The organism is Streptomyces sp. SLBN-118, from assembly GCF_006715635.1.
Taxonomy (GTDB): domain Bacteria; phylum Actinomycetota; class Actinomycetes; order Streptomycetales; family Streptomycetaceae; genus Streptomyces.
The window spans coordinates 3,657,451-3,681,316 of sequence record NZ_VFNP01000002.1 but is presented as its reverse complement, the minus strand read 5'-3'; the positions used below and the strand labels follow the sequence as shown (position 1 = coordinate 3,681,316).

Annotated in this window: 22 protein-coding genes; 8 read left to right on the top strand and 14 right to left on the bottom strand. The window is 69.2% G+C overall.

What is annotated here, in order from left to right:
* Positions 1 to 30: 30 nt before the first annotated feature.
* The gene (locus FBY35_RS35360; protein WP_142217962.1) at positions 31 to 822 is read right to left on the bottom strand and encodes a thioesterase family protein; all 792 of its coding nucleotides are present in this window, start codon (positions 820 to 822) and stop codon (positions 31 to 33) included.
* 210 nt (positions 823 to 1,032) lie between these two features.
* Positions 1,033 to 1,212 carry a hypothetical protein gene (locus FBY35_RS35355; protein ID WP_142217961.1) on the bottom strand — a complete coding sequence of 60 codons (180 nt, stop codon included), beginning with the start codon at positions 1,210 to 1,212 and terminating at the stop codon, positions 1,033 to 1,035.
* 443 nt (positions 1,213 to 1,655) lie between these two features.
* On the opposite strand from FBY35_RS35355, the gene FBY35_RS35350 reads away from it, so the two are divergent.
* Positions 1,656 to 2,669: a bifunctional lytic transglycosylase/C40 family peptidase gene (locus FBY35_RS35350; protein ID WP_142217960.1), complete on the top strand. Its 1,014-nt coding sequence runs from the start codon at positions 1,656 to 1,658 to the stop codon at positions 2,667 to 2,669.
* A gap of 248 nt (positions 2,670 to 2,917) precedes the next feature.
* On the top strand, positions 2,918 to 3,664 hold the full coding sequence (locus FBY35_RS35345; protein ID WP_142217959.1) for a phosphatase PAP2 family protein: 747 nt from the start codon (positions 2,918 to 2,920) through the stop codon (positions 3,662 to 3,664).
* A gap of 27 nt (positions 3,665 to 3,691) precedes the next feature.
* Here the strand turns inward: FBY35_RS35345 and FBY35_RS35340 are convergent, their stop codons facing one another.
* Positions 3,692 to 5,257 carry an FAD-binding oxidoreductase gene (locus FBY35_RS35340; protein WP_142217958.1) on the bottom strand — a complete coding sequence of 522 codons (1,566 nt, stop codon included), beginning with the start codon at positions 5,255 to 5,257 and terminating at the stop codon, positions 3,692 to 3,694.
* 391 nt (positions 5,258 to 5,648) lie between these two features.
* On the opposite strand from FBY35_RS35340, the gene FBY35_RS35330 reads away from it, so the two are divergent.
* Together FBY35_RS35330 and FBY35_RS35325 are read left to right on the top strand one after the other, a co-directional pair.
* Positions 5,649 to 6,479, top strand: coding sequence for a hypothetical protein (locus tag FBY35_RS35330; protein ID WP_142217956.1), 831 nt, complete (start codon positions 5,649 to 5,651; stop codon positions 6,477 to 6,479).
* Positions 6,480 to 6,622: 143 nt separating this feature from the next.
* A complete protein-coding gene (locus tag FBY35_RS35325; RefSeq protein ID WP_142217955.1) occupies positions 6,623 to 6,805 on the top strand; it encodes a hypothetical protein in 183 nt (60 codons plus the stop codon).
* Between the two features lie 88 nt (positions 6,806 to 6,893).
* Here FBY35_RS35325 and FBY35_RS35320 read toward each other — a convergent pair whose 3' ends face one another.
* On the bottom strand, positions 6,894 to 7,229 hold the full coding sequence (locus FBY35_RS35320) for a metal-sensitive transcriptional regulator (RefSeq protein WP_142217954.1): 336 nt from the start codon (positions 7,227 to 7,229) through the stop codon (positions 6,894 to 6,896).
* 209 nt (positions 7,230 to 7,438) lie between these two features.
* On the opposite strand from FBY35_RS35320, the gene FBY35_RS35315 reads away from it, so the two are divergent.
* Positions 7,439 to 8,059, top strand: coding sequence for a DUF47 domain-containing protein (locus tag FBY35_RS35315; RefSeq protein WP_142217953.1), 621 nt, complete (start codon positions 7,439 to 7,441; stop codon positions 8,057 to 8,059).
* Positions 8,060 to 8,064: 5 nt separating this feature from the next.
* Positions 8,065 to 9,063, top strand: coding sequence for an inorganic phosphate transporter (locus FBY35_RS35310; protein WP_142217952.1), 999 nt, complete (start codon positions 8,065 to 8,067; stop codon positions 9,061 to 9,063).
* Between the two features lie 201 nt (positions 9,064 to 9,264).
* Here FBY35_RS35310 and pstB read toward each other — a convergent pair whose 3' ends face one another.
* From pstB to mshD, 8 genes are all read right to left on the bottom strand, one after another.
* On the bottom strand, positions 9,265 to 10,041 hold the full coding sequence (gene pstB, locus FBY35_RS35305; RefSeq protein ID WP_142217951.1) for a phosphate ABC transporter ATP-binding protein PstB: 777 nt from the start codon (positions 10,039 to 10,041) through the stop codon (positions 9,265 to 9,267).
* A gap of 30 nt (positions 10,042 to 10,071) precedes the next feature.
* Positions 10,072 to 11,151, bottom strand: coding sequence for a phosphate ABC transporter permease PstA (gene pstA / locus FBY35_RS35300; protein ID WP_142217950.1), 1,080 nt, complete (start codon positions 11,149 to 11,151; stop codon positions 10,072 to 10,074).
* Positions 11,148 to 12,143, bottom strand: coding sequence for a phosphate ABC transporter permease subunit PstC (gene pstC / locus FBY35_RS35295; protein ID WP_142217949.1), 996 nt, complete (start codon positions 12,141 to 12,143; stop codon positions 11,148 to 11,150). The genes pstA and pstC overlap by 4 nt, the downstream gene beginning before the upstream one ends.
* 104 nt (positions 12,144 to 12,247) lie before the next feature.
* Positions 12,248 to 13,384: a phosphate ABC transporter substrate-binding protein PstS gene (gene pstS / locus FBY35_RS35290; protein ID WP_142217948.1), complete on the bottom strand. Its 1,137-nt coding sequence runs from the start codon at positions 13,382 to 13,384 to the stop codon at positions 12,248 to 12,250.
* Between the two features lie 214 nt (positions 13,385 to 13,598).
* A complete protein-coding gene (locus FBY35_RS35285) occupies positions 13,599 to 14,015 on the bottom strand; it encodes an NUDIX hydrolase (protein WP_142217947.1) in 417 nt (138 codons plus the stop codon).
* Positions 14,016 to 14,028: 13 nt separating this feature from the next.
* Positions 14,029 to 15,126, bottom strand: coding sequence for a CHAD domain-containing protein (locus tag FBY35_RS35280; protein ID WP_399209420.1), 1,098 nt, complete (start codon positions 15,124 to 15,126; stop codon positions 14,029 to 14,031).
* Positions 15,113 to 17,341 carry an RNA degradosome polyphosphate kinase gene (locus FBY35_RS35275; RefSeq protein ID WP_142217946.1) on the bottom strand — a complete coding sequence of 743 codons (2,229 nt, stop codon included), beginning with the start codon at positions 17,339 to 17,341 and terminating at the stop codon, positions 15,113 to 15,115. Before FBY35_RS35275 ends, FBY35_RS35280 begins: the two co-directional genes overlap by 14 nt.
* A 416-nt stretch (positions 17,342 to 17,757) precedes the next feature.
* Positions 17,758 to 18,681, bottom strand: a complete 924-nt coding sequence (mshD, locus tag FBY35_RS35270; protein WP_142217945.1) for a mycothiol synthase — start codon at positions 18,679 to 18,681, stop codon at positions 17,758 to 17,760.
* Positions 18,682 to 18,877: 196 nt separating this feature from the next.
* Between mshD and FBY35_RS35265 the strand changes: the two genes are divergently transcribed.
* Together FBY35_RS35265 and FBY35_RS35260 are read left to right on the top strand one after the other, a co-directional pair.
* Positions 18,878 to 20,683 carry a bifunctional UDP-sugar hydrolase/5'-nucleotidase gene (locus FBY35_RS35265; protein WP_142217944.1) on the top strand — a complete coding sequence of 602 codons (1,806 nt, stop codon included), beginning with the start codon at positions 18,878 to 18,880 and terminating at the stop codon, positions 20,681 to 20,683.
* 164 nt (positions 20,684 to 20,847) lie between these two features.
* A complete protein-coding gene (locus FBY35_RS35260) occupies positions 20,848 to 21,717 on the top strand; it encodes a phosphatidylinositol-specific phospholipase C (protein WP_142217943.1) in 870 nt (289 codons plus the stop codon).
* Here FBY35_RS35260 and FBY35_RS35255 read toward each other — a convergent pair.
* Together FBY35_RS35255 and FBY35_RS35250 are read right to left on the bottom strand one after the other, a co-directional pair.
* Entirely contained in the window at positions 21,714 to 23,147 is a 1,434-nt protein-coding gene (locus tag FBY35_RS35255; protein ID WP_142217942.1) for a cell wall metabolism sensor histidine kinase WalK, read from the bottom strand. The genes FBY35_RS35260 and FBY35_RS35255 overlap by 4 nt on opposite strands.
* Positions 23,144 to 23,866: a response regulator transcription factor gene (locus FBY35_RS35250; RefSeq protein WP_142217941.1), complete on the bottom strand. Its 723-nt coding sequence runs from the start codon at positions 23,864 to 23,866 to the stop codon at positions 23,144 to 23,146. The genes FBY35_RS35255 and FBY35_RS35250 overlap by 4 nt, the downstream gene beginning before the upstream one ends.

The window sequence follows — 23,866 nt, the reverse complement described above, 5'->3', positions numbered from 1 at the left end:
GGCGGGCTCGACGGCCGCCTCCGGGCGGGCTCAGCGCGGCGCGATGAACAGGCTCTGTGCGCTGCGTCCGATCGGGCCCTTCTCGTCGTGGAGTTGGGCGTCCGCCAGGCCGATCCCGGCCGCGTCCACGCTCGTACGAGCCGCGACGCACACCCACTCGCCGACCGGATGGCGGTGCAGATGGACCGTCAGGTCCGGGTTGATGAAGACGTGCTGCCCGAAGTCGAGGACGTTGCTGATGCCGTTTCCGGAGTCGGCGGCGACCAGGACGCGCTCCAGCGGCCGGGTCTCCTCGCCCGCGACGAGCGGTACTCGCATCCGCATCCAGCAGGTGCCGGGACCGCGATCCTTGAAGGCCCCGTCGGTGAACCGGGTTTCCATCGCCGTGTGATAACCGACCTCCCAGGGGACGTCGAAGAAGGGCGTGTCGGCCGTCTCCCCGGGAGAGGGCAGCTGCGGTCCTTCCGCGACCGCGGGTCCGGGGTCTTCGGCGGTCCTGATGCGCAGCGCCCTGGCCAGCATCACCGGGGAACCACCCTCGGGGGCCAGTGTCGCCTCGACGACCTCCACGCTCCGCCCGGCGCGCAGCACGGTCGTGGTCACTTCCAGGGTCCCTATCGGTACCGGGCGCACGATCTCGAAGGTGACTCGGGCGAGCCGCATGTCGGCGCGTGCCCCGGGGTGCTCCTCCAGGGCCCGGCCCAGGAGTGCGGCGGGCGGGCCGGCGTGCTGGGAGCTCGCGTCCCACGGCCCGCGGGTGTGCTCGGTGGAGGCGAAGCGGCTCTCGGAGAGCCGCTCGAAGAACGCCTCGGGTGCCGTCATGTCGCGCTGCCTCCGTGCCTGATCCCCTCGGATGGGTGTACGACCCACGCTACCTGTGGGTAACCCGCGGGGCCAGGGGCATGGTGCGGTCCTTCCCAGGTCATGGCGCGGTCCGTACCAGGGGCCCGGCCGAATCGGGCGGGGGTCTCGAAGAGACATGGTGGGCGCAAGCGGCGCGGAGCCTTGTGGACTCCGCGCCGCGCAATCGCGTCAGCGGATGACCATGTATCCCAGCAGGCTGATGGCGATGGCGATCAGCACGATGAACGTCACCGTCGCCAGTGTCCCGCCGGCATCCCCGTTTCTCCGTCCGTCCCGCGCGAGCCCGGGCTGTGCGCTCTCCTCGCGCTGTGTGTCGGACGCGGTGGCCGCGTTCGCTGAATTCTTCACTTGTGCTCCTGTGTTGCCGGCCCCGGCGTGGTCACCGCCGGGGTTTGACCTCAGCCTTCTGGGCTGCGGTCACACACAGTAGCCGGTGCCCGCGCCGGGCCACGTTCGCCATGGCGAAGGCATCCAGGGGCGGGGCAGCGCAGTGGCCGAAACTCCCCGGTCGGCAGGCCGGGCAGGAACGCGTCCTGTTCTGCCCGCCGGGTTGGCGGCAAACCGTCGAAAGATGAGTGGAATTGCGCCAACTCCGCTGCTCGGCCGGAGAGTTGACTACCCTGAGGTGGTGACCGACGAGCTGCGCGTCCTGACCCGCAGCGACACTGCGCCCGTCCGCACCCCGCCCCGCTTCGCGGCGAGGCAGGGCCGTGCGGGACACAGGATGGGGGAGTCCGCCCGCACATAGACTGCTGCGGGGTGGACTGCCAGGGGGCGAAAGGTGGTTGACGGTGCGTAAGGCGGGGCTGGTCGCGGGGGCGTCGATCGGGCTGTCACTGAGCTTCGTCGGGCTGCTCGTCGTCGGCACGTACTCCGCCGCCGCCGGGCTGATGGGCGCGTCCGGCAGGAACGGCGCCGTCGGGCTGGCCAAGGGAGCCGTTCCCGCCCTGTATCAGCCGCTCGTGCAGAAGTGGGGCAACCTCTGCCCCGCCATCAACCCCGCTCTGCTCGCCGCCCAGCTCTATCAGGAGAGCGGCTGGAACCCGAAGGCGCAGAGCGCGGCCGCGGCCCAGGGCATCGCGCAGTTCATCCCGGGCACCTGGGCGGCGCACAGTGTCGACGGGGACAAGGACGGGGACCGCGACGTATGGGATCCGGCCGACGCGATTCCGTCTGCTGCTTCGTACGACTGCGAACTGGCCGGATATGTCAAGAAGGCGCCCGGTGACCAGACCGACAACATGCTCGCCGCGTACAACGCGGGGGCGTACGCCGTCATCAAGTACGGCGGTGTCCCGCCCTACCGCGAGACGCAGAACTATGTGAAGGTCATCCGCACCCTGGAGAAGAGCTTCGCCCGGCCGATCGGACGGGTCGAGCCGTCGCGGCAGGCCGCCGGGGCGATCTACTTCGCTCAGCAGAGGCTCGGCACGAAGTATCTGTGGGGCGGCAACGGCACCCCGGAGCAGGGCGGACGTTTCGACTGCTCCGGGCTGACGCAGGCCGCGTACCGGACCGTGGGCATCGAGCTGCCGCGCGTCGCGAACGACCAGTACAACGCGGGACCGCATCCGTCACGCGACGAGCTGCTGCCCGGCGATCTCGTCTTCTTCTCCGACGACCTCACCAACTCGCGGGCGATCCGGCACGTCGGGCTCTATGTGGGTGGCGGGTACATGATCAACGCCCCCTACACCGGAGCAGTGATCCGCTTCGACAAGATCGACACCCCGGACTACTTCGGTGCGACGAGGGTCACCAAGGATGGCGCAAAAGCGCTCCCCACGGCCGTCCCGGAAGCCTGACGGGGCATCGGGCGTGGCCGGAACTCTCCGCAATGCCCCAGGCCTGAACTGCGACGACGTGTCACTCTTCGATAACGTCATGGTGATCGTTCGGTGGAGAGTGGAACGTACATGAGGAACGGGCCGTTCCCTGGACGGAGACGGCCGCACTGACCATGCAGCAGACACCGCACTGATCACGGGGGTTGGTAGAGGCGGCGCACCCGGAAGGTGTGTCACGCCAGGCACAAGGCAAGGGGCCGAAGGAGATGGCTGGACTCGCATTGGGGTTCCCCCTGACGCAGTCAAGAGGCGGGTCCGATCCCGATCTCAGCCTGCTCTACGACATCAACGGCCTGGCCAAGGACACCCCCGCGTGGCTCGACCGCACCATGGAGTTCGCAGGCGAGTACGGAATCATGCTCGCGATGGTCCTCCTCGTCCTGTGGTGCTGGTGGAGCGTGCGCCGGCGCGGCACTCCGGAGGACTCGGCGGGCGCGGTCGCCGCGCTGATCTGGGCGCCGCTCGCCGCCGGTATCGCGCTGCTGATCAACATCCCCATCCGCGGGTTCGTCGAGAGACCGCGGCCCTTCCGTGACCACCAGGGCATCGAGGTGCTGGTGTCCGGGAAGAGCGACTACTCCTTCGTCAGCGACCACGCCACATTGGCGATGGCGATCGCGGCCGGGCTCTTTGTCGCACACCGCAAGTTCGGTCTTGCCGCGATCGGGCTCTCGCTGGCCGAGGGCTTCTGCCGGGTCTTCCTGGGCGTGCACTATCCGACCGACGTCGTCGGCGGATTCGCGCTCGGCACGGCGGTGGCACTGCTGCTCGCGCCGCTCGCGCTCGCGATGCTGACACCGGTGGTGTCGGCGGTCGCCGCGTCGGAGCGGACCGGCCGGCTCGTACGGTCGCGTCGTGCGGTGGCGTCCCGGGCCGGGCGGCCCGAGACGCTGGGCATCCCGGAGCCCAGGACCGAGGGTTCGGGCACCGGGGAGAACGGCCTCGCGGCCTGAGCTGCCGCGCCGAGGGAACCTCCTTGACTACAGGGCTTGCGGGAAGCTGAAGACCCGGTCCGGGTCGTACTGCTTCTTCAGCCGGGTGAGCCGGTCGGCCGCAGGCCCGTAGTAGGCCTTGCGCCAGTCGGTCAGCGTCGGATCGATGTAGTTCTGGTAGGCGGCGCCCGATGCGTAACGGCGCATCGAGGCATGAGCGCTCTTCAGCCAGGCCTGCTGGGCGGAGCCAGCCGTGCCGGCCCGCCAGGCGCCGATGTACTGGGCCAGCACCCTGGAGCGCCGGTGGACGAACGACGTCGCCAGCGGGTCCACGCGGTTGACCGCGCCGCCGAGCGCCGTCAGCGTGATCGAGCCGCCGCCCCCGCCCTGGGAGGGCGAGATCCGGGTGAACGCCTCGGCCGCGGAGATCAGTGCGCGCAGCCCGGCCGGGGAGAGTTCGCGGTCGAAGAGGTCGGAGGCCGCGGCGTACGTCTCGCGCTGTAGCGCGCCCTGCTTGCTGCGGCCCGGAGTGGTGCCGGGCAGATGGCACTGCTCCCGGCTGAGCGTCGAGCAGTTCGCATAGCCGAGCATCGCGTCGAGATAGCCGCGGCGGCGCACCGAGACATGGCGCGCGGGGGAGCCCGCCCGGTCGGCGAGGCGGTCGAGCGCGTTGCGCAGATCGCTCTCGTTGCCGAGGGAGAACGCGGCGACGGAGAGCGTGGGCGTGCCGCCGGGACCGGCGGCCAGATGCGCGGAGGACCAGATCTCGTCGGGCTGCTCCGGCCCCCACTTCTGCCAGGCAGCCAGCACCGCCGAGGCCTTCGACCAGGGCCAGGTCAGATAGGCGGTGACGGCCGGGGGCGTGGGATGCGTACGGAAACGGAGCCGGGTGACGACCCCGAAGTTGCCGTTGCCCGCGCCCCGCAGCGCCCAGAAGAGGTCCTTGTTCTGGGTGGCGCTCGCGGTCAGCACCTTGCCGTCGGCCGTGACGAGGGTGGCCGAGGTGAGGCTGTCGCAGGTCAGACCGTACGCCCGCGAGGTGACGCCGTGCCCGCCGCCGAGGGTGAGCCCGGAAACCCCGACGGAGGGGCAGGAGCCGGCCGGGATGGTGCGGCCTTTGCTGCCGAGGGCGCTGTACACGTCGATCAGCTTGGCGCCGGCGCCTGTGGTGCCGTCCGATCCGACCCGGTTGAGCGAGGACACGTCGATGACGAGCCGGCCGTTGCCCGAGGACCAACCGGCGTAGGAGTGGCCGCCGTTGCGTATGGAGACGGGCGTGCGGTGCGCCTTGGCGTAGGCGAGGCACTCCTTGACGTCGTCCTCGCCCGCGACATACGCGACGGCGGCCGGCTTCAGCGAGTCGAAGCGTGTGTTGTAGAGCTGCCGCGCGCTTGCGTAGGCGGCGTCCCCGGGGCGTATGAGCTTCCCGTCGAGGCCGCGCGCGAGCGCGTTCCAGTCGGGTGCGGCGGCAGCCGACTGGATCGCCGCCGGTCCGCTCCGCGAGGGGCTTCGGTTCGATGTGGTGGTTGCCGCGTTCGCTCCGTTGCCGTCCTTGCCTGTGCAGGCGGCAGCGGTGAGAACTGCAGCGGTGGTGAGCAGCGCGCGCCGGTCCATGGGGCCTCCTGGAGGACCAGACGGCTGTGGGGTGTGAGGGGTTCCGGGACGGGTGATTTTCCTGCCCGGGCAGCGGCTACCGCTCGCTTCCGGACGGCGACGTCCGGGACGCGATGTGCAATGCGGCATCCGTACGCGCCCGTTCTCTGGAACGACGGGCTGGGCCGGCCCAGCCGCAGGTGCAGTGGGCGAATGCGAAGGAGCCGCGTTCACCGGTGCTGGTGTGGTGATGGGCGGAGGGGTCTTCGGTGGCGTCCGGATGATGCACCACTCCACGGTACGTGGGCGGCGCCGGGCGCGAGGCCCGCGTGACGAGGCGCCCAGGCCGTCGTTATGCGAGGCGGGTGGGCTCTCGTACAAGCAGCGGTCCGGTGTTGGGGGTTGGCAGGCGATGGTGGTGCAGCAGCACAGGCGCAGAGGCGGGACTTTCGCTGTCGCGGCCGCCGTACTGGGAGTCATGGCGACCAGCGGATGTTCCGGCGGCGGCGGCGCGGTTGCCGACGACGGGCGCGGAGGCGGGCACACCGACGAGGTGCTCAGGGCCGCGGACGTGCTCGCCGGTGCCGGAAGCTCCAAGGCCCGTACGTCCATGGAGATGGCGACCGGCGGGACCCGGGTGACCATCCGCGGCGAAGGGGGCTATGACTTCGAGCGGCGGATGGGGCAGCTCACGGTCGTCCTGCCCCAGGATCCCGCGGGGGCGGACCAGCACCGTCCGATCACCGAGCTGCTGACGCCGGGCGCGCTGTACATGAAGAACCGCGGTGCCGGCGTGCCCGCCGACAAGTGGGTCCGCGTCGACACGACCACTCTGGAGGACGGGAACCTGGTCACCGGCGGGGCCACCGATCCGCTCGCCGCCGCCGAACTGCTGCGCAGCGCGCGGGGCGTGACATTCGTCGGCGAGGAGACGCTCGCGGGCCGGACGGTCCGCCACTACCGCGGCATCACCGACATCGCCAGGGCGGCGCAGGTCGCCGAACCGCATGCCAGAGCCTCGCTGGCCGCGGCGGCGAAAGGGTTCGCCACGGACACGGTGCCTTTCGACGCGTATCTCGATGACGAGGGGCGGCTGCGCAAGGTGCGCCACCGCTTCAGCTTCACCAACGGGGGCGGCACGGTGGCCGTCACCTCGACCACGCTGCTGTACGACTTCGGGACGCCGGTGTCCGTGCGCCTGCCGGACCACGAGGACATCTACGCCGGGAGGATCAGGGCTTAGGGGGGTTGTCCTGCGGATCAGGGCGCGAGCCCGGCAGGAACCGAAAGACACCCTCTGGGGCCATCTAAATGGTCCGGACGTGCCATGCGCGGTCCGTGCATCACTCCCTACGCTAGGAAGTCGGCTCCGGCAGGAAGAGGTGAATGCGCGTGGCTCCGCCCAGTACTGCGACCGTCCAGGACCACGTGGCCCTCGCCGAGATCGAGCTGTGTGGCGAGTTGATCATCGCGGCGTCGGCGGCGGACGAGGAGAGGCTCAGCCCGGACCGTATCGACGAGGTGCTGAAGGTGGCGGCCGAGCGATCCGCTCCGACCGCGCAGCAATGAGCCGGTGACCAGGGGCGCGGCCGGGACGCCGTCGCCGCGCCCTGCCCCCGGTGCGCTTGGGCAACGATGCGAATCAGCCACGAGCCGCTTAGGTACGGAGCAGGCGGGCGATGGCCTTCGTCGCCTCCTCGACCTTCGCGTCGATCTCCTCGCCGCCCTTCACCGCGGCGTCCGCGACACAGTGCCGCAGGTGCTCCTCCAGCAGTTGGAGCGCGAAGGACTGCAAGGCTTTGGTGGACGCCGAGACCTGCGTGAGTATGTCGATGCAGTAGACGTCCTCGTCGACCATCCGCTGGAGTCCCCGGATCTGGCCCTCGATCCGGCGCAGGCGCTTGAGGTGTTCGTCCTTCTGCTTGTGGTACCCGTGCACTCCGTGGTCGTGGTCCGTGACCGGGGGGCCGCCGGCCGCCTCAGTGGTCGTCATCGCGTCCTCCCGTTGTCCCGCTGTCTTGTCCAAAAACATGGGCTGTATACCCCTCGTGGGTATATCGTAACGAATCCTGCCGGATGGGGGCGGGGGCCCGTGCTGATCACGCTGGTCAATGGGCGAGACTGTGGACGGCCGGTTAGCCGTGGCCGGATGATGCGCCTAGCATCAGCCTGACCGAAACCAGAGCACCCCGAGGATCCCACGTGCGATTTCGTCTGACCCCCAGGGAGACGAGCTTCTATGACATGTTTGCCGCATCCGCGGACAACATCGTCACGGGCTCCAAGCTCCTGATGGAACTGCTCGGAGCGGATGCTTCCGCCCGGGCCGAGATCGCGGAGCGGATGCGGGCGGCGGAGCATGCTGGTGACGACGCCACTCACGCCATCTTCCACCAGCTGAACTCCTCGTTCATCACGCCGTTCGACCGCGAGGACATCTACAAACTCGCTTCGTCGCTCGACGACATCATGGACTTCATGGAGGAAGCCGTCGACCTGGTCGTGCTCTACCATCTCGAGGAGCTCCCCAAGGGTGTCGAGCAGCAGATCGAGGTGCTGGCACGGGCGGCAGAGCTGACGGCCGAGGCCATGCCGCACCTGCGGACCATGGACAACCTGACCGAGTACTGGATCGAGGTCAACCGCCTCGAGAACCAGGCCGACCAGATTCACCGCAAGCTCCTCGCCACGCTCTTCAACGGTAAGTACGACGCCATCGAGGTGCTCAAGCTCAAGCAGATCGTGGATGTGCTCGAAGAAGCAGCCGACGCCTTCGAGCATGTCGCGAACACCGTGGAGACCATCGCGGTCAAGGAGTCCTGAACCACGTGGACACCTTTGCGCTGATCGTGACCATTGGTGTCGCGCTCGGATTCACCTACACCAACGGCTTCCACGACTCGGCGAACGCGATCGCGACCTCGGTCTCCACGCGCGCGCTGACGCCGCGCGCGGCGCTGGCGATGGCAGCGGTCATGAACCTCGCCGGTGCCTTCTTCGGTGAGGGCGTCGCCAAGACCGTCAGCGAAGGGATCATCGAGACGCCCACGGGCTCGAAGGGGATGGGCATCCTCTTCGCGGCACTGGTCGGCGCCATCATATGGAACCTGGTCACCTGGTACTTCGGTCTGCCGTCGTCCTCCTCCCACGCGCTGTTCGGCGGCATGGTGGGCGCGGCGCTCGCCGGCGGAACCGGAGTGATCTGGTCGGGCGTGCTCGACAAGATCGTCATCCCGATGTTCGTCTCGCCCGTCGTCGGTCTGCTCGTCGGCTATCTGGTGATGGTCGCGATCATGTGGATGTTCCGTAAGTCAAACCCGGCCAAGGCCAAGCGCGGTTTCCGGATAGCCCAGACGGTCTCGGCGGCCGGCATGGCCCTCGGCCACGGCCTCCAGGACGCACAGAAGACGATGGGCATCGTGGTGATGGCGCTGGTCATCGCCGATGTGGAGGACCAGGGCGACTCGATTCCGGTCTGGGTCAGGATCGCTTGCGCGATGATGCTCTCGCTCGGTACCTACGCGGGAGGCTGGCGCATCATGCGGACGCTCGGCCGCAAGATCATCGAGCTTGACCCGCCGCAGGGGTTCGCGGCGGAGACGACGGGGGCGTCGATCATGTTCGGCTCGGCATATCTGTTCCACGCGCCGATCTCGACGACTCATGTGATCACCTCGGCGATCATGGGTGTCGGGGCGACGAAGCGGGTGAACGCGGTGCGGTGGGGCGTCGCGAAGAACATCGTCATGGGGTGGTTCATCACGATGCCGGCGGCGGCGTGTGTCGCTGCGCTGAGCTATGGCGCGGTCTACCTGGTCTTCGGCTAGATCCGGCGGATATACGGATGGAAGTGGGCCCGCCCCTCTGGGAGAGAGGGGCGGGCCCTTCGCCTTGCGGTGGCACCGCCATGCAGCACCGCGAGACGGTCTTGGGGGGTCCGGGGGCCGTCGGGGGTGCGGCGCTCTGCCTGTGAAACACCCCAGGCAGAAACAACGCCCGCCGCCCGCGGCCACCTCGGGCCGGGGTGCCTACCCGAAGCGGCCCGAGATGTAGTCCTCGGTCGCCTGGACCGACGGATTGGCGAAGATCCGCTCGGTCTCGTCGATCTCGATCAGCTTTCCGGGCTGCCCGACCGCCGACAGGTTGAAGAACGCCGTACGGTCCGAGACACGCGCCGCCTGCTGCATGTTGTGCGTCACGATGACGATCGTGAAGCGCTCCTTCAGCTCACCGATAAGGTCCTCGATCGCCAGCGTCGAGATCGGGTCCAGCGCCGAGCACGGCTCGTCCATCAGCAGCACATCCGGCTCGACCGCGATCGCGCGGGCGATGCACAGACGCTGCTGCTGGCCGCCGGAGAGGCCGGAGCCGGGCTTGTTCAGCCGGTCCTTGACCTCGTTCCAGAGGTTCGCGCCCTTGAGGGACCTCTCGACGACGTCCGCCAGCTGGTTCTTCTTGTACGAGCGGTTCAGCCTCAGCCCCGCCGCTACATTGTCGAAGATCGACATGGTCGGAAAGGGGTTCGGCCGCTGGAAGACCATGCCGACCGTGCGGCGCACGGCGACCGGGTCGACGTTCGAGGCGTAGAGGTTCTCGTCGTCCAGCATCACCTTGCCCTCGACGCGGCCGCCGGGGGTGACCTCGTGCATCCGGTTCAGGGTGCGCAGGAAAGTGGACTTGCCGCAGCCGGACGGGCCGATGAAGGCCGTCACGGAGCGGGGCTCCACGGTCATCGAGATGTCCTCGATCGCCCGGTGGGAGCCGTAGTAGGCGGTCAGGCCGCTGACGTCGATGCGCTTGGCCATGGGAATCACTTCGCTTTCAGAAGGCCGCGGTCAGCGACCGGTCTTCGGGGCCTTCCAGCGGGCGATGCCGCGGGCCACCAGGTTGAGGATCATGACGAAGGCGATCAGGACCAGGGCTGCGGCCCAGGCGCGGTCGACCGCTGCGTCGGTGCCGACGGCGTACTGCTCGTACACATACAGCGGCAGCGAGGACTGGGCGCCTTCGAAGGGGTTGTTGTTGATCAGCTTCGTACCGAAGACGAGGAGCAGCACGGGGGCCGTTTCGCCGGTGATACGGGCCACCGCGAGCATGATGCCCGTGGTGATGCCACCGATCGCGGTGGGCAGGACCACCTTGAGGATCGTGCGCCACTTGGGGATGCCCAGGGCGAGGGAGGCCTCGCGCAGCTCGTTGGGGACGAGCTTGAGCATTTCCTCGGTCGAGCGGACGACCACCGGCATCATCAGGATGGCGAGCGCCATCGCGCCCGCGAACCCGGAGGGCCCGAAGCCCAGCATCAGGTTCCAGGTGGCGAGGATGAACAGGCCCGCGACGATCGACGGAATGCCGGTCATGACGTCGACGAAGAAGGTGACGGCCTTCGCGAGCTTGCCGCGGCCGTACTCGACGAGGTAGATCGCGGTCAGCAGGCCGATGGGGGCGGCGATGACGGTCGCGATGAGGACCTGCTCGATGGTGCCGAGCAGCGCGTGGTAGATACCGCCACCGGTGTCGGCGTCGAGGACGCCGCCCATGGAGTGACTCAGGAAGTACCCGTCGAGGACCTTGACGCCCTTGCTGATCGTGACCCAGGCCAGCGAGAGCAGCGGGATGACGGCGAGGATGAAGCACACCCAGACGACGCTGGTTGCGACGTTGTCCTTGGCCTGGCGCTTGTTCTCGACGATCGAGGTCGCGGTGTACGAGATGACGACGAACAGGAGGGCCGAGATGAGGCCCCACTGCACGCGGCTCTCCCAGCCGGCCGCGATGCTGACGCCGACGCCGAGGGCGATGGCAAGGATCGCGAACCCGAGCGGGGCCCAGCGCGGGAGGGACCGGCCGCTGAGGCCGCTCTTGGGAGGAACGGGGGCCGGAGTGGGCCTGTCCTTTGTGGCTGCCTGGCTCATGCGTTGGCCCCCGAGTACTCCTTGCGGCGCGCGATGATCCACCGTGCCGCGCCGTTGACCAGCAGCGTGATGAGGAAGAGCACCAGACCGGAAGCGATCAGCGCGTCCCGGCCGAACTCATTGGCCTCGTTGAACTTCGCCGCGATGTTCTGGGCGAAGGTGCCGCCACCCGGGTCGAGCAGGTGGCCGGAGATGATGAAGCTCGGGGAGAGGACCACGGCCACGGCCATCGTCTCGCCGAGTGCGCGGCCGAGGCCGAGCATCGAGGCGCTGATGATGCCGGAGCGGGCGAAGGGCAGCACCGACATCCGGATGGTCTCCCAGCGCGTGGCGCCGAGGGCGAGAGCGGCCTCTTCGTGCATCTTCGGCACCTGGAGGAAGACCTCACGGGTGACGTTGGTGATGATCGGCAGGATCATGATCGCCAGGAGGATGCCCACCGTGAAGATGCTGCGGGCGGGGCCGTCACTGGCCTTGTCGAAGATGTAGGTCCAGGCAAAGTAGTCGTTCAGCCAGAGGTTGAGGCCGTCGAGATACGGGACCAGGAAGATGGCGCCCCACAGGCCGTAGATGATGCTCGGTACGGCGGCCAGCAGGTCGACGACGTACGAGATCGGAGCGGCCAGCTTGCGCGGCGTGTAGTGCGAGATGAACAGCGCGATGCCGATCGCGATCGGCACGGCGATCAGCATCGCGATGATCGAGCTGACGATCGTCCCGAAGGCCAGGACGGCGATGCCGAAGACCGGCGGGCTGCCGGCCGGGTTCCACTCGGATGTGGTGAGGAAGTTCGCCTCGTCGCCGGAGATGGCGATGACGGCCCGGTAGGTGAGGAAGACCGCGATCGCGGCCATGATCACCAGCAGGGTGATTCCGGATCCACGGGACAGGCCCCGGAAGATCCGGTCGCCGGGGCGTGTGCTGCCCCTGGACGTGCGTATGTCGCCGCGCCCTGCGGGCGGCGGCGTCTCGGTGGGTGTGGTGGTAACCATCTGGACTCTCCGGTCTGCGGAGCCCGGGGGCTCCTGGCGGCGGTGCACCGGATGCCGAGGCCGGTCCGGCCCGTGCTGCGGCACGGACCGGCCTCGGCCGGGAATCAGGACAGGGTCGGGACGATCGCGCGGACCTTGGCCGCGATCTCGGCCGGGAGCGGGGCGTAGTCAGCGGCGGCGACGGCCTTCTGGCCCTCCTCGCTGACCGTGTAGTTGAGGAACGCCTTCAGGGTCGACAGCGTCTCCGCCTTGTTGCCCTTGTCGCAGGCGATCTCGTACGTGACCAGGACGATCGGGTAGGCGCCCTCGGCCTTGGTCTTGTAGTCGAGACCGAGAGCGAGGTCATTGCCGGTGCCCTTGATCTTGGCGGCGGCGATGGCCTTGGAAGCGTTCTCGGTGGTCGCCTCGACCGGGGCGGAGGCCCCGGTGTTCAGCTTGACGGTGGTCATCTTGCTGGCGGTCGCGTAGGACAGCTCGAAGTAGCCGATCGCGCCCTCGGCGTCCTTGACGGCGGTGGCGACGCCGGAGGAGCCGTTGGCGGCCTGGCCACCCTTGGCCGGCCAGGACTTCGTCTTCGGGTCGTACTTCCAGTCGGCCGGGGCGGCCTCGCTGAGGTACTTGCCGAGGTTCTGGGTGGTGCCGGACTCGTCCGAGCGGTGGAAGGCCTGGATCGTGGTGCTGGGGAGCTTGGCACCCGGGTTCAGCTTCTTGATCGCCTCGTCGTCCCACTTGGTGATCTTCGAGTCGAAGATCTTGGCGAGGGTCGGGGCGTCCAGCACCAGGTCGTCCACGCCGGTCAGCTTGTAGCCGATGGCGATCGGGCCGCCGACCATGGGCAGGTTGATGCCCTGGCCGCCCTTGCAGACCTTCTTGGACTCGGCGGTCTCTTCGGGCTTGAGAGCGGAGTCGGAGCCGGCGAAGGCGACCTGGCCCTGGGTGAACTTGGTGATGCCGCCGCCGGAGCCGATGGCCTGGTAGTTGACCTCGACGCCGGAACAGGCGGCCTGGAAGTTCTTGACCCACAAGTCCATGGCGTTCTTCTGGGCGGTGGAGCCCGCCGCGAGGAGCTGGCCCTTTGCGCCTTCACACTTGACGTTGGACGCGGCGTTGGTCTTGTCGCCACTGCCGCCAGTGCTGCCAGCGTTGTCGTCCGAACCACACGCCGTGAGGACCAGGGCCCCGGTCACGGCGAGGGCGCCGAGCGCGGTGGCGCGAAGCCCGTTCTTGCGCTGAAGCTTCACTTCGGGTGTTCCTTCCAAGAGCCGCCGGACGCTGACTGTCGTCTGACACGTTCCATGGCGGCGTGTGTCGGGGTGGGGGGACCAGCACTGTGCCGGTCACCGTGTAAGGCCGAAATTAGGCAGAAGAGGTGAAGCCGCCGACGGGGGAGAATGAACGGGAGGTGAACCGTGTCGGGCGGCTGAGTGCCGGGCGGAGATGGCATCCGTTCAGTCCTCACGTCGAGTGCAGCGCCGCGAGCAGAGCGTCGATCAGCGTGCGGTCGCGGGGCTGGGTGAGACGGCTGCGCGCAGCCGCAGGCGGCAGCCAGAGGATGCGGTCGACTTCCTCGGTCGGAACGAACGACCCGGTCATGGCCTCGGCCGCCCAGTACTCGACCTGCTTGGGGCGTCCGTTGGCAATGTAACGTGCGGTGGGCAGCGGGGCACCGGGAAGGCAACGCCGACCGGTCTCCTCGAGCACCTCGCGCACCGCTCCGGCCAGCGGGTCCTCGCCCCGTTTCAGCTTGCCTTTCGGGTGCGACCAGTCGTCGTACCTGGGCCTGTGGACGAGGCAGATCTCGATGCCCTCGTCCCCGTACGGGGAACGCCGCCACAGCACACATCCCGCGGCCAGTACGGTGTCGTCGCTCATAGGCCCGCCCGCCTCACGGGACCGTCACGGGCGTGGCGGCCGGTGCCCGCTGCCACACCTGCTGGAAGGCGAACCGGGCGGCCTCCACCTCGTGACGCTGGTCGGCGTGCAGCACACCCAGCGCGTACGCGGTGGCCGGTGCGATGCGCGGTGTGCGGGCCGCGGCCGCAGCGGCAACGGCGGCCTCGGCGGCGTCACGGTGGCGGTTCAGGACCAGGCCCGCGTGGCAGAGCACCGGGTCGGCCTCCGGGTGCAGCACCTCCTGGGCATAGCGGTGCAGGCGCAATAGCAGTCGCACCTGGTGCCAGGGGGAGTCCTGGGTCTCTTCGGCCGATGCGGTGCCCAGGCCGTGGACCAGGGCATCGGCGTTGTACGGGTGCGCTGCCCGGCCCAGCGGCAGGGCCGCCACGGCTTCGAGCAGTCGCCGCTCGGCGTTTTCGGCGGGCAGCGCCAGAGCCTCGGCTGCCGGGGCGCCGGCCATCGGGCCTGGCGGCAGCTCGGAGGCGAGTACGGCGACGGAGTCGGCGACCGCGTGGAAGCGGGAGGAGCCGAGCGCCTGGAGCGCGGCGGAGTGGGCGCGGGTGCGCGCCAGTGTCAGCTGCCGTTCCAGCAGGGCACCTGCCCGGGCGGCGCCGACGGTCAGACTGCCCGTGGTGCGTGGACCGGCCGGTGTGTGTGGGGCGGTGGTGGCGGCATCGTTGTCGAGTGGGTGCAGTTCCCCCCTGGCCGGTGGCAGTGGGCCGGCCCCCGACAGCCGCGACAGCGCCTCCAGTAGCCGCGCGAGCCGTGAGGTGCAGGCGTGCTCCTGGGCCAGTGTCGCCGACAGCCAGGCCAGTTCGGTGCGCAGGTTGTCCGCCCAGGATGGGTCGAGCAGCGGCCGGAAGGTGTGCAGCGTCCCGCTGATACGGCGGGCCGCCTGGCGCAGCGCGACCGCGGCCTGTGCCACGCCCGCGGTGTCCGCGCCGCTCTCGGTGTGCATCTGCAGACTGCGCAGGAAGTCGCCCGCCTGCGTATGGAGGTACCCGGCCAGCGTGTCCCCCGCCGTGAGGGGGGCGGGAACAGCGGCCGGGACGACGTCCGCGTCGTGCCGGGAGATATCAGGGCTGTGCACGCCGGCGCCTCCGGGCGTCTATGAGCATCTCCTGTACGTTCCGCAGCGGCTGGCCTTCCACGTCCGTCGAATGCCGGGTCCAGGCACCGTCCGGGCCCAGGTGCCAGGAGGACGTGGTGTCGGACATGCCGGTCTCGAGGAGACGGGTGAGCGCTGCGCGGTGGCCCGGGTCGGTGACCCGTACCAGTGCCTCGATACGGCGGTCGAGGTTGCGGTGCATCATGTCGGCGCTGCCGAACCACACTTCGGGCTCGCCGCCGTTGCCGAAGGCGAAGATCCGGGAGTGCTCGAGGAAGCGGCCGAGTATCGAGCGCACCCGGATGTTCTCCGAGAGGCCCGCGACTCCGGGGCGTATCGCGCAGATGCCGCGGACCCAGATGTCGACCGGCACACCCGCCATGCCCGCCCGGTAGCAGGCGTCGATGATCGCTTCGTCGACCATCGAGTTGACCTTGAGGCGTACGTAGGCGGGGCGCCCGGCGCGGTGGTGCGCCACTTCCTTGTTGATCCTGGCGATGAGTCCGTCGCGCAGGGACTTGGGGGCGACGAGCAGCCGGCGGTAGGTCTCGCGGCGGGAGTAGCCCGACAGCCGGTTGAACAGGTCGGAGAGGTCCGCGCCGACCTGTGGGTCCGCGGTCAGCAGCCCCAGGTCCTCGTACAGCCTCGCGGTCTTGGGGTGGTAGTTGCCGGTGCCGACGTGGGAGTAGCGGCGCAGTGTCTCGCCCTCCTGGCGGACCACGAGCGACAGCTTGCAGTGGGTCTTCAGCCCGACGAGCCCGTAGACGACGTGGCAGCCGGCCTCTTCCAGCTTGCGTGCCCACTTGATGTTGGCCTGCTCGTCGAAGCGGGCCTTGATCTCGACGAGGACCAGGACCTGCTTGCCCGACTCCGCGGCGTCGATGAGGGCGTCGACGATCGGGGACTCGCCGGAGGTGCGGTACAGCGTCTGCTTGATGGTCAGCACGTCCGGGTCGGCCGCGGCCTGCTCGAGGAAGGCCTGCACGGACGTCGAGAACGAGTCGTACGGGTGGTGCAGCAGTACGTCGCGCTCGCGCAGCGCCATGAAGATGTCGGGCGCGGACGCGGACTCGACCTCGGAGAGGTCGCGGTGGGTGCCCGCGACGAACTTCGGGTACTTCAGCTCGGGCCGGTCGAGGGCCGCGATACCGAAGAGGCTGGTCAGATCGAGCGGTCCGGGCAGCGGGTAGACCTCGGAGTCGGAGATCTTGAGCTCACGCACCAGCAGGTCCAGGACGTACGGGTCGATGGACTCCTCGACCTCGAGCCGCACCGGCGGGCCGAAGCGGCGCCGCATGAGCTCCTTCTCCAGGGCCTGGAGCAGATTCTCGGCGTCGTCCTCCTCGACTTCCAGGTCCTCGTTCCTGGTCACCCGGAACATGTGGTGGTCGAGCACCTCCATGCCGGGGAACAGCTCCTCCAGGTGCGCGGCGATGACGTCCTCCAGGGGGACGTACCGCTGCGGGGAGGCCTCCAGGAAGCGCGACAGCAGGGGTGGGACCTTGACCCGGGCGAAGTGGCGGTGGCCGCTGACGGGGTTGCGTACGACGACCGCGAGGTTCAGCGAGAGACCCGAGATGTACGGGAAGGGGTGTGCGGGGTCGACGGCCAGGGGGGTCAGGACGGGGAAGATCTGCTGCCGGAAGAGCGTGAACAGGCGCGCCTGCTCCTTCTCGGTGAGATCGGGCCAGCGGATGAGGTGGATCGACTCGTCGGCGAGCGCCGGGGCGATGTCCTGCTGGTAGCAGGCGGCGTGCCGGGCCATGAGCTCGCGGGAGCGGGTCCAGATCAGGTCCAGGACTTCGCGGGGCTGCATTCCGGACGCGGAGCGGGTGGCGACACCCGTGGCGATACGGCGCTTCAGGCCTGCCACCCGGACCATGAAGAACTCGTCCAGGTTGGAGGCGAAGATCGCGAGGAAGTTGGCTCGCTCCAGCAGGGGTGTCGCGGGGTCTTCGGCGAGTTCGAGTACGCGCTCGTTGAAGGCGAGCCAGCTGCGCTCGCGGTCGAGGAACCGTCCCTGGGGCAGTTCGGCGCCCTCACCGTCGTGATCTTCCTCGTAGGCGTCGAGGTCGGCGTCGATGTCGGGTTCGAGCTCGGACACCGTGGCCGCGACTGTGTGCGGGCGGTGCGCGGCTATGGAACCGACGGACGGCTGGGGGTGCTGGGCCGGTACCTCGGCGGGCTGCTGACTCATGGCCCCATTGTTCCGCCTGGATGCCAGGGAAGGCGCGCCGGAGAGAGCCGGAGTGGGGGGAATTTTCCCATTTGGGGATGCGGGCACAGCGGGCTGCATTGAGTGAGGGTCGCAAGGTCGTCTGAATGGCCGGTAACGACGACATGACGTGCGGGGAAGCGTGGCGGGTCTCGCGGGCGCGATTTCCGGTGCCCGGCGGCCCCCGGGTACGGCGGGTGAAGGCCGCGGCGCCTGCGCGCAGCCAGGATGCTGGCGCCGGGCGGGCATGGCAAGTCTGTCCGGCGATTGAGGGGATACACAGTGAGCCTTCATCGGACCGGGCCCTGCCCTTGAGGACATGGGACACCCGCCCGTCCGGCAGATCGGCTCGGGCGGGGCCGGCGCCAGGTCGTTGCCGCCGCGGGCCCGGCCTGTCCTCAGGACTCCGTGCGGTACATGAGATCCACTTCGTGCGTCATGAAGCCCATGCGTTCGTACACACTCAGCGCCGCCGTGTTGTCCGCGTCGACGTAGAGCATCGCGGTCGGCACCCCCTGCGCGGCGAGATGCCGCAGCCCGGTCGCGGTGAGGGCCTTGCCGAGGCCGCCGCCCTGGGCGTCGGGCCGGATGCCGATGACGTAGACCTCGCCGAGCTGCTCCTCGGCGTGCACCTTCGTCCAGTGGAAGCCGATGAGCTCGCCGCCGCGCTCGGCCAGGAAGAAGCCCTTCGGGTCGAACCAGGGCTCTGCCTTGCGGTCGTCGAGATCCCGCTGGGTGAGCGAGCCCTGCTCGGGGTGGTGGGCGAAGGCCGCGGCATTGAGGGCGAGCCAGGCGGCGTCGTCCTGTCCGGGCACGAAGGTGCGTACGGTCACGCCTGCCGGGAACACCGGCTCGGAAATGTCGAGCGGACCCAACGGCCGCCTCAGCTGGCGCAGTTCGCGGAAGAGGGTCAGCCCCAGCACCTGCGCGAGATGCCGCGCGGCGGACTTCCCGCCGTGCGCCCACACCCGCAGCCGCTTGCCGGAGGCGCCCAGCAACGCGCTGCCCAGCGCCCGCCCGTGGCCGCGTCCCCGGTGCCCGGGGTGCACCACCAGTTCGGCGGCCGGGGCCTCGACGGGGTCGGTGTCCTCCAGCTGCGCGTATCCGACCAGCTCGCCCTCGACGGTGAGCAGCAGATGCCGCACGCCCTCCCGCTTCCCGCCGCGCAGCTGCAGCCGCCCCTGCTCGGAGACGGCCTGCATCCCATCGGCGCGGGCGGCTTCGGCGAGCATGCCGAGCACGGCTTCGGCCTGGTCGGGGCTGAACTCGTCCATGGTCTGGATCTGCCGACCGGGCTCCGGAAACACTGCGTCAGTGGTCATGTGTCGAGCGTACGGCGGGAGGCGGCGGCCGCGGGATCTGCGGGGTTCGGCATTTTGACCCACGGTGCGAAGATCCGCCCATTCTGGCTTGAAAGCAATCTGGTCGTAACCCGGATACCCCTGTCGCGCTACGCGCGTTGACTCTAGGCTGCCGCTCGCATTCCCTTTCGCCACGCTGAAACTGACAAGGGGACAGATGTCAGCGACACCGCACAAGACCCGCCGCCGCATACTCGCCGCGCTCGCCGGGCTGACCACCGTCGGCGCGCTGGTCGCCGCGATGCCCGCAGGCGCCCAGGAGAGCGGATACGGCCACGGACACGGGCATGGATTCGGCCGCACCGTCGACGTACAGCTGCTGTCCTTCAACGACTTGCACGGAAACCTGGAGCCGCCCGCCGGCTCGGCCGGGCGGGTCACCCACACCAATGAGGACGGCACCACCAGGACCATCGACGCGGGCGGTGCCGAGTACCTCGCCACGCACCTGCGCGAGGCCCGCAAGGACCACAAGTACTCGATCACGGCCGCCGCGGGCGACATGATCGGCGCCTCGCCGCTGCTCTCCGGGCTGTTCCACGACGAGCCGACCATCGAGGCGCTCAACAAGCTGAAGCTCGACGTCACCTCGGTCGGCAACCACGAGTTCGACGAGGGCGCCGCGGAGCTCGCCCGGATGCAGAACGGCGGCTGTCACAAGACCGACGGCTGCTACGAGCAGGGCACGACGTTCGAGGGCGCGGACTTCCCGTATCTCGCCGCCAACGTGACGAAGGAGAAGACCGGCAAGCCGCTGCTCGACCCCTACTTCATCTGGAAGAAGAACGGGGTCAAGATCGGCTTCATCGGTGTGACCCTGGAGGGCACGCCGAACGTCGTCACCGCCGAGGGCGTCAAGGGCCTGAAGTTCGGCGACGAGATCGAGACGATCAACAAGTACACCAAGGTGCTGGAACGCAAGGGCGTCAAGTCGATCGTCGCCCTGATCCACGAGGGCGGTCTGCCCGCCTCCTCCTCGTACAACTACAACTGCGACAGCCCCGGCCCCGGCAACGGCGTCTCGGGCCCGATCGTCGAGATCGCCAAGAAGGTCAGCCCGCAGGTCGACGCCCTGGTGACGGGCCACACCCACCAGGCGTACGCGTGCACCATCCCGGACCCGTCCGGCAGGCCGCGCACGGTCACCTCGGCCGCCTCGTTCGGCAAGCTCTACACCGACACGACGCTCACCTACGACCGTCGTACGGGCGACATCGTCCGTACGGCCGTGGCCTCCGCGAACCATGTCGTCACCCGTGACGTGCCCAAGGCCGAGGACATGACGGCGCTGATCCAGCGGTGGAACAAGCTGGCCGCGCCGATCGCGAGCCGCCCCGTCGGCTACATCTCCGCCGACATCGAGAACCCTTCCGACGCGGCCGAGAAGCCGCTGGGCGACCTGATCGCGGACGCGCAGATGGAGGGTCTCGCCCCGGCGGACAAGGGCGGCGCGCAGATCGCCTTCATGAACCCGGGCGGCATCCGCGCGGGCCTGGTCCACCAGGCGTCCGGCAGTGAGGGCGACGGTGTGGTGACGTACGGCGAGGCATTCACCGTGCAGCCGTTCACCAACATGATGAATGTCGTCGACCTGACCGGCGAGCAGCTGATCACCGCGCTCAAGCAGCAGGTCAGTGGCGCGAATCAGGCGGCCCCGAAGATCCTCCAGGTGTCGAAGGGCTTCACCTACACCCTGGATCTGACGAAGACCGGTGCCGACCGGATCGTCGATTCCTCGGTGAAGCTCAACGGCGAGGCGATCGACCCGGCGAAGACCTACCGGGTCGCGATGAACGAGTTCCTGGCGGGCGGCGGTGACGGCTTCCCGGTGCTCAAGGAGCACAAGAACAAGCTCGTCGGCGCCTCCGACCTGGAGATCCTCATCGCCTATCTGGCCGCGCACTCCAGCGCGAGCGCGCCGCTGGCGCCGCCGGCGACGGGCAGGATCACCGTCGTGAAGTAGTGGTACTCGGCGGGACGGTGGGGCGGCGGGCCACGGGGCTGCCGCCCCATCGGCATGTGGGCGCGCGGTCTGAACGCGGCCTGGACACGGCCTGATTCAGCCGTTGGTTACTGGCCAGTCCTGAGCCTGTGCTTCTTGACGTGACCCCGCCATAATCCCGGACCATGGACCGACGGAGCTTTCTCGCGGGCGCGGCAGCCGTTTCCGCGACCGCACTCATCGGCGCACCCCCCGCCTTCGCCGCACCCCGCCGCACTCTGTCCGCGCAGGACTGGATGTCGGGCAACGCGGACAGCGCCGCCCTCGCGCGGCTGACGATCCCCGGCACCCACGACTCGGGCGCCCGCTTCGGCGGGCCCTGGGCCCAGTGCCAGAACACCACCATCGCCGACCAGTTGAACAGCGGCATCCGCTTTCTGGACGTACGGTGCCGGGTCACCGGTGACTCGTTCGCCATCCACCACGGCGCGGCCTTCCAGAACCTGATGTTCGGCGATGTGCTCATCGCCTGCCGGGACTTCCTGAACGCCCATCCCTCCGAGACGGTGCTCATGCGCGTCAAGCAGGAGTACTCGGAGGAGAGCGACGCGACATTCCGCCGCGTCTTCGACACCTATCTCGACACCAAGGGCTGGCGCCCGCTGTTCCGCATCGGCGACGGGCTGCCGGCGCTGGGCGAGGCCCGCGGCAGGGTCGTCCTCATCGCCGACAACGGCGGACTGCCCGGCGTGAAATGGTGGGACAGCGCGGTGTTCGACATCCAGGACGACTGGAACGCCGCGCCGAGCGCGAAGTACCCCACGATCGAGGCGCACTTCCGCAAGGCGGCCCGGCAGCCCGGAAAGCTGTTCATCAACTTCGTCAGCACTTCCGCGTACCTGCCGCCGCGCTGGAACTCCGACAACCTCAACCCGAGGGTCCACACCTTCGTCAACGGCTCCGAGGCGAGCGGCTGGAAGGGACTGGGCATCGTGCCGTTGGACTTCCCCAACACCCGCTCGGGGCTGGTCGATTCACTCATCAGGCACAACTAGGGTGCGGGGGGCGGCGTCGCCGCCCCCGGCAGCCGGATCACCGCACGCGTACCGCCGCCCGTCGCCGGGCCGAGCGAGACCTCACCGCCCGACTGCTGGACCGTACGGGCCACGATCGAGAGCCCGAGCCCGGAGCCGGGCAGCGAACGGGCCGAGGGCGAGCGCCAGAACCGCTCGAAGACATGCGGGAGTTCATCGGCCGGGATGCCCGGACCGTGGTCCCGCACGGTCAGCTCGCCCTGGCGCATGCCCACCTCCACCGTCCCGCCCGGCGGCGAGAACTTCACCGCGTTGTCCAGGACATTGACCAGCGCCCGCTCCAGCGCGGCAGGTTCTGCCCGTACGTACCAGGGCTCCAGCTCGGCCTCGAAGCTCAGCTCCGGGCCGCGCAGCCGCGCCCGCTCCAGCGCGGCCTGGGCGATCTCGTGCAGGGCGACCACCTTCAGCGGCCCCCGGTCCACCGCGTCGGGACGCGACAGTTCCTGCAAGTCGCCGATGAGCGCGGCCAGTTCGCTCATCTGCGCCTTGACCGAGGCCATCAGCGCGGTCCGGTCCGCCGGCGGGATCGCCCGGCCCGTCTCGTCGCTGCGCGCCAGCAGCTCGATATTCGTACGCAGCGAGGTCAGCGGCGTCCGCAGCTCGTGACCGGCGTCCGCGATCAGCTGTGCCTGCCGGTCGCGGGAACTGGCGAGCGCCGCAGTCATCGAGTTGAAGGAGCGGGACAGCCGGGCGATCTCGTCCTCGCCCTCGACCGGGATGCGCACGGTCAGATCCTCGGTACGGGCGACATGCTCGACGGCCCCGGTGAGCCGGTCGACGGGCCTGAGCCCGGTCCGCGCCACCCAGAGGCCGGCGACGCCCGCGCCGACTACGCCGATGCCGGAGACGATGAGGAGCAGGAGCGCGAGATCGTCGAGGGTGCCTTCGGCTTCCTTGAGGGGGTAGCCGATCATCAGTGCCGTGTCCGAGACGACGCCGTTGGCCGGGCCCTGCACGACGGCCACGACACTGAGCACGCGGACGTCGTTGCCCTGGGTGTCCGTGCCGTTGCGGAAGGTCCAGAACGTCGGGTCGGCTTTCTGGGCGACGTCCCGGTCACTGCTGTCGACCTTGACGGTGCCCGCCGAGTCGGGGGAGACGCACGGTTTGTCGCTGCCGGTCCGGATGAGCTGGAAGTACCAGACCGGTTTGCGCCCGTAGCCGGTCGGGGCGGCAGGAGTCTGGGAGCACTCGTTCAGGGCGGCGGCGATGTCCTCGGACCGCAGGGGAGAGTTGGCCGCCTTCAGCTTGGAGTCGATCTCGTCGTACAACTTGCCGCGTACGACGAACCAGCAGGTGACGGAGACGGCGGCGACCGCCACCGCCACCGCGACGGCGACGAGCAGGGCCAGCCGCGACCGCAGTGCCGGCCGGCGGAACCTGTTGATCACTCCGCGCCGCCCGATCGCAGCGCGTACCCCACGCCGCGCACCGTGTGGACCAGGCGCGGTTCCCCGGCCGCCTCCGTCTTGCGCCGCAGATACATCACATACACATCCAGCGAATTCGAACTGGGCTCGAAGTCGAAGCCCCACACAGCCTTGAGGATCTGCTCACGGGTCAGTACCTGACGCGGATGCGCCAGGAACATCTCGAGCAGCGTGAATTCGGTACGCGTGAGCTCCACGCGGCGCGTGCCGCGGTGGACCTCGCGGGTCGCCAGGTCCATCCGCAGATCGGCGAAGGCCAGTACGTCGTCGTCGGTCGCCGCGCCCGCCGTCGTCGCGTACGAGCTGCGCCGCAGCAGCGCGCGGATCCTGGCGAACAGCTCGTCCAGCTCGAAGGGCTTGACCAGATAGTCGTCGGCGCCCGCGTCGAGCCCCGTAACCCGGTCGCCGACGGTGTCCCGCGCGGTCAGCATCAGGATCGGCGTCCTCGATCCGGCGGCGCGCAGCCGGCGGGCCGCGGTCAGGCCGTCCATGCGGGGCATCTGGATGTCGAGGACGATCAGGTCGGGTGCATACGTCTCCGCCCGGGTGAGGGCGTCGATGCCGTCGACGGCGACCTCGGTCCCGTACCCCTCGAAGGCGAGCGAGCGCTGGAGGGCCTCACGGACGGCGGGCTCGTCGTCGACGATGAGGATGCGGTCGCCTTCGCGGGGGGTCGTCAT

What these genes read in the sequence shown, in the direction of transcription:
- mshD (WP_142217945.1), bottom strand. Translation starts at nt 18,681, where the DNA reads ATGACCACTGACGCAGTGTTTCCGGAGCCCGGTCGGCAGATCCAGACC.
- FBY35_RS35360 (WP_142217962.1), bottom strand. Translation starts at nt 822, where the DNA reads ATGACGGCACCCGAGGCGTTCTTCGAGCGGCTCTCCGAGAGCCGCTTC.
- FBY35_RS35265 (WP_142217944.1), top strand. Translation starts at nt 18,878, where the DNA reads ATGTCAGCGACACCGCACAAGACCCGCCGCCGCATACTCGCCGCGCTC.
- pstB (WP_142217951.1), bottom strand. Translation starts at nt 10,041, where the DNA reads ATGGCCAAGCGCATCGACGTCAGCGGCCTGACCGCCTACTACGGCTCC.
- FBY35_RS35275 (WP_142217946.1), bottom strand. Translation starts at nt 17,341, where the DNA reads ATGAGTCAGCAGCCCGCCGAGGTACCGGCCCAGCACCCCCAGCCGTCC.
- pstC (WP_142217949.1), bottom strand. Translation starts at nt 12,143, where the DNA reads ATGGTTACCACCACACCCACCGAGACGCCGCCGCCCGCAGGGCGCGGC.
- FBY35_RS35340 (WP_142217958.1), bottom strand. Translation starts at nt 5,257, where the DNA reads ATGGACCGGCGCGCGCTGCTCACCACCGCTGCAGTTCTCACCGCTGCC.
- FBY35_RS35325 (WP_142217955.1), top strand. Translation starts at nt 6,623, where the DNA reads ATGCGCGTGGCTCCGCCCAGTACTGCGACCGTCCAGGACCACGTGGCC.
- FBY35_RS35285 (WP_142217947.1), bottom strand. Translation starts at nt 14,015, where the DNA reads ATGAGCGACGACACCGTACTGGCCGCGGGATGTGTGCTGTGGCGGCGT.
- pstA (WP_142217950.1), bottom strand. Translation starts at nt 11,151, where the DNA reads ATGAGCCAGGCAGCCACAAAGGACAGGCCCACTCCGGCCCCCGTTCCT.
- FBY35_RS35345 (WP_142217959.1), top strand. Translation starts at nt 2,918, where the DNA reads ATGGCTGGACTCGCATTGGGGTTCCCCCTGACGCAGTCAAGAGGCGGG.
- FBY35_RS35330 (WP_142217956.1), top strand. Translation starts at nt 5,649, where the DNA reads ATGGTGGTGCAGCAGCACAGGCGCAGAGGCGGGACTTTCGCTGTCGCG.
- FBY35_RS35260 (WP_142217943.1), top strand. Translation starts at nt 20,848, where the DNA reads ATGGACCGACGGAGCTTTCTCGCGGGCGCGGCAGCCGTTTCCGCGACC.
- FBY35_RS35250 (WP_142217941.1), bottom strand. Translation starts at nt 23,866, where the DNA reads ATGACGACCCCCCGCGAAGGCGACCGCATCCTCATCGTCGACGACGAG.
- FBY35_RS35320 (WP_142217954.1), bottom strand. Translation starts at nt 7,229, where the DNA reads ATGACGACCACTGAGGCGGCCGGCGGCCCCCCGGTCACGGACCACGAC.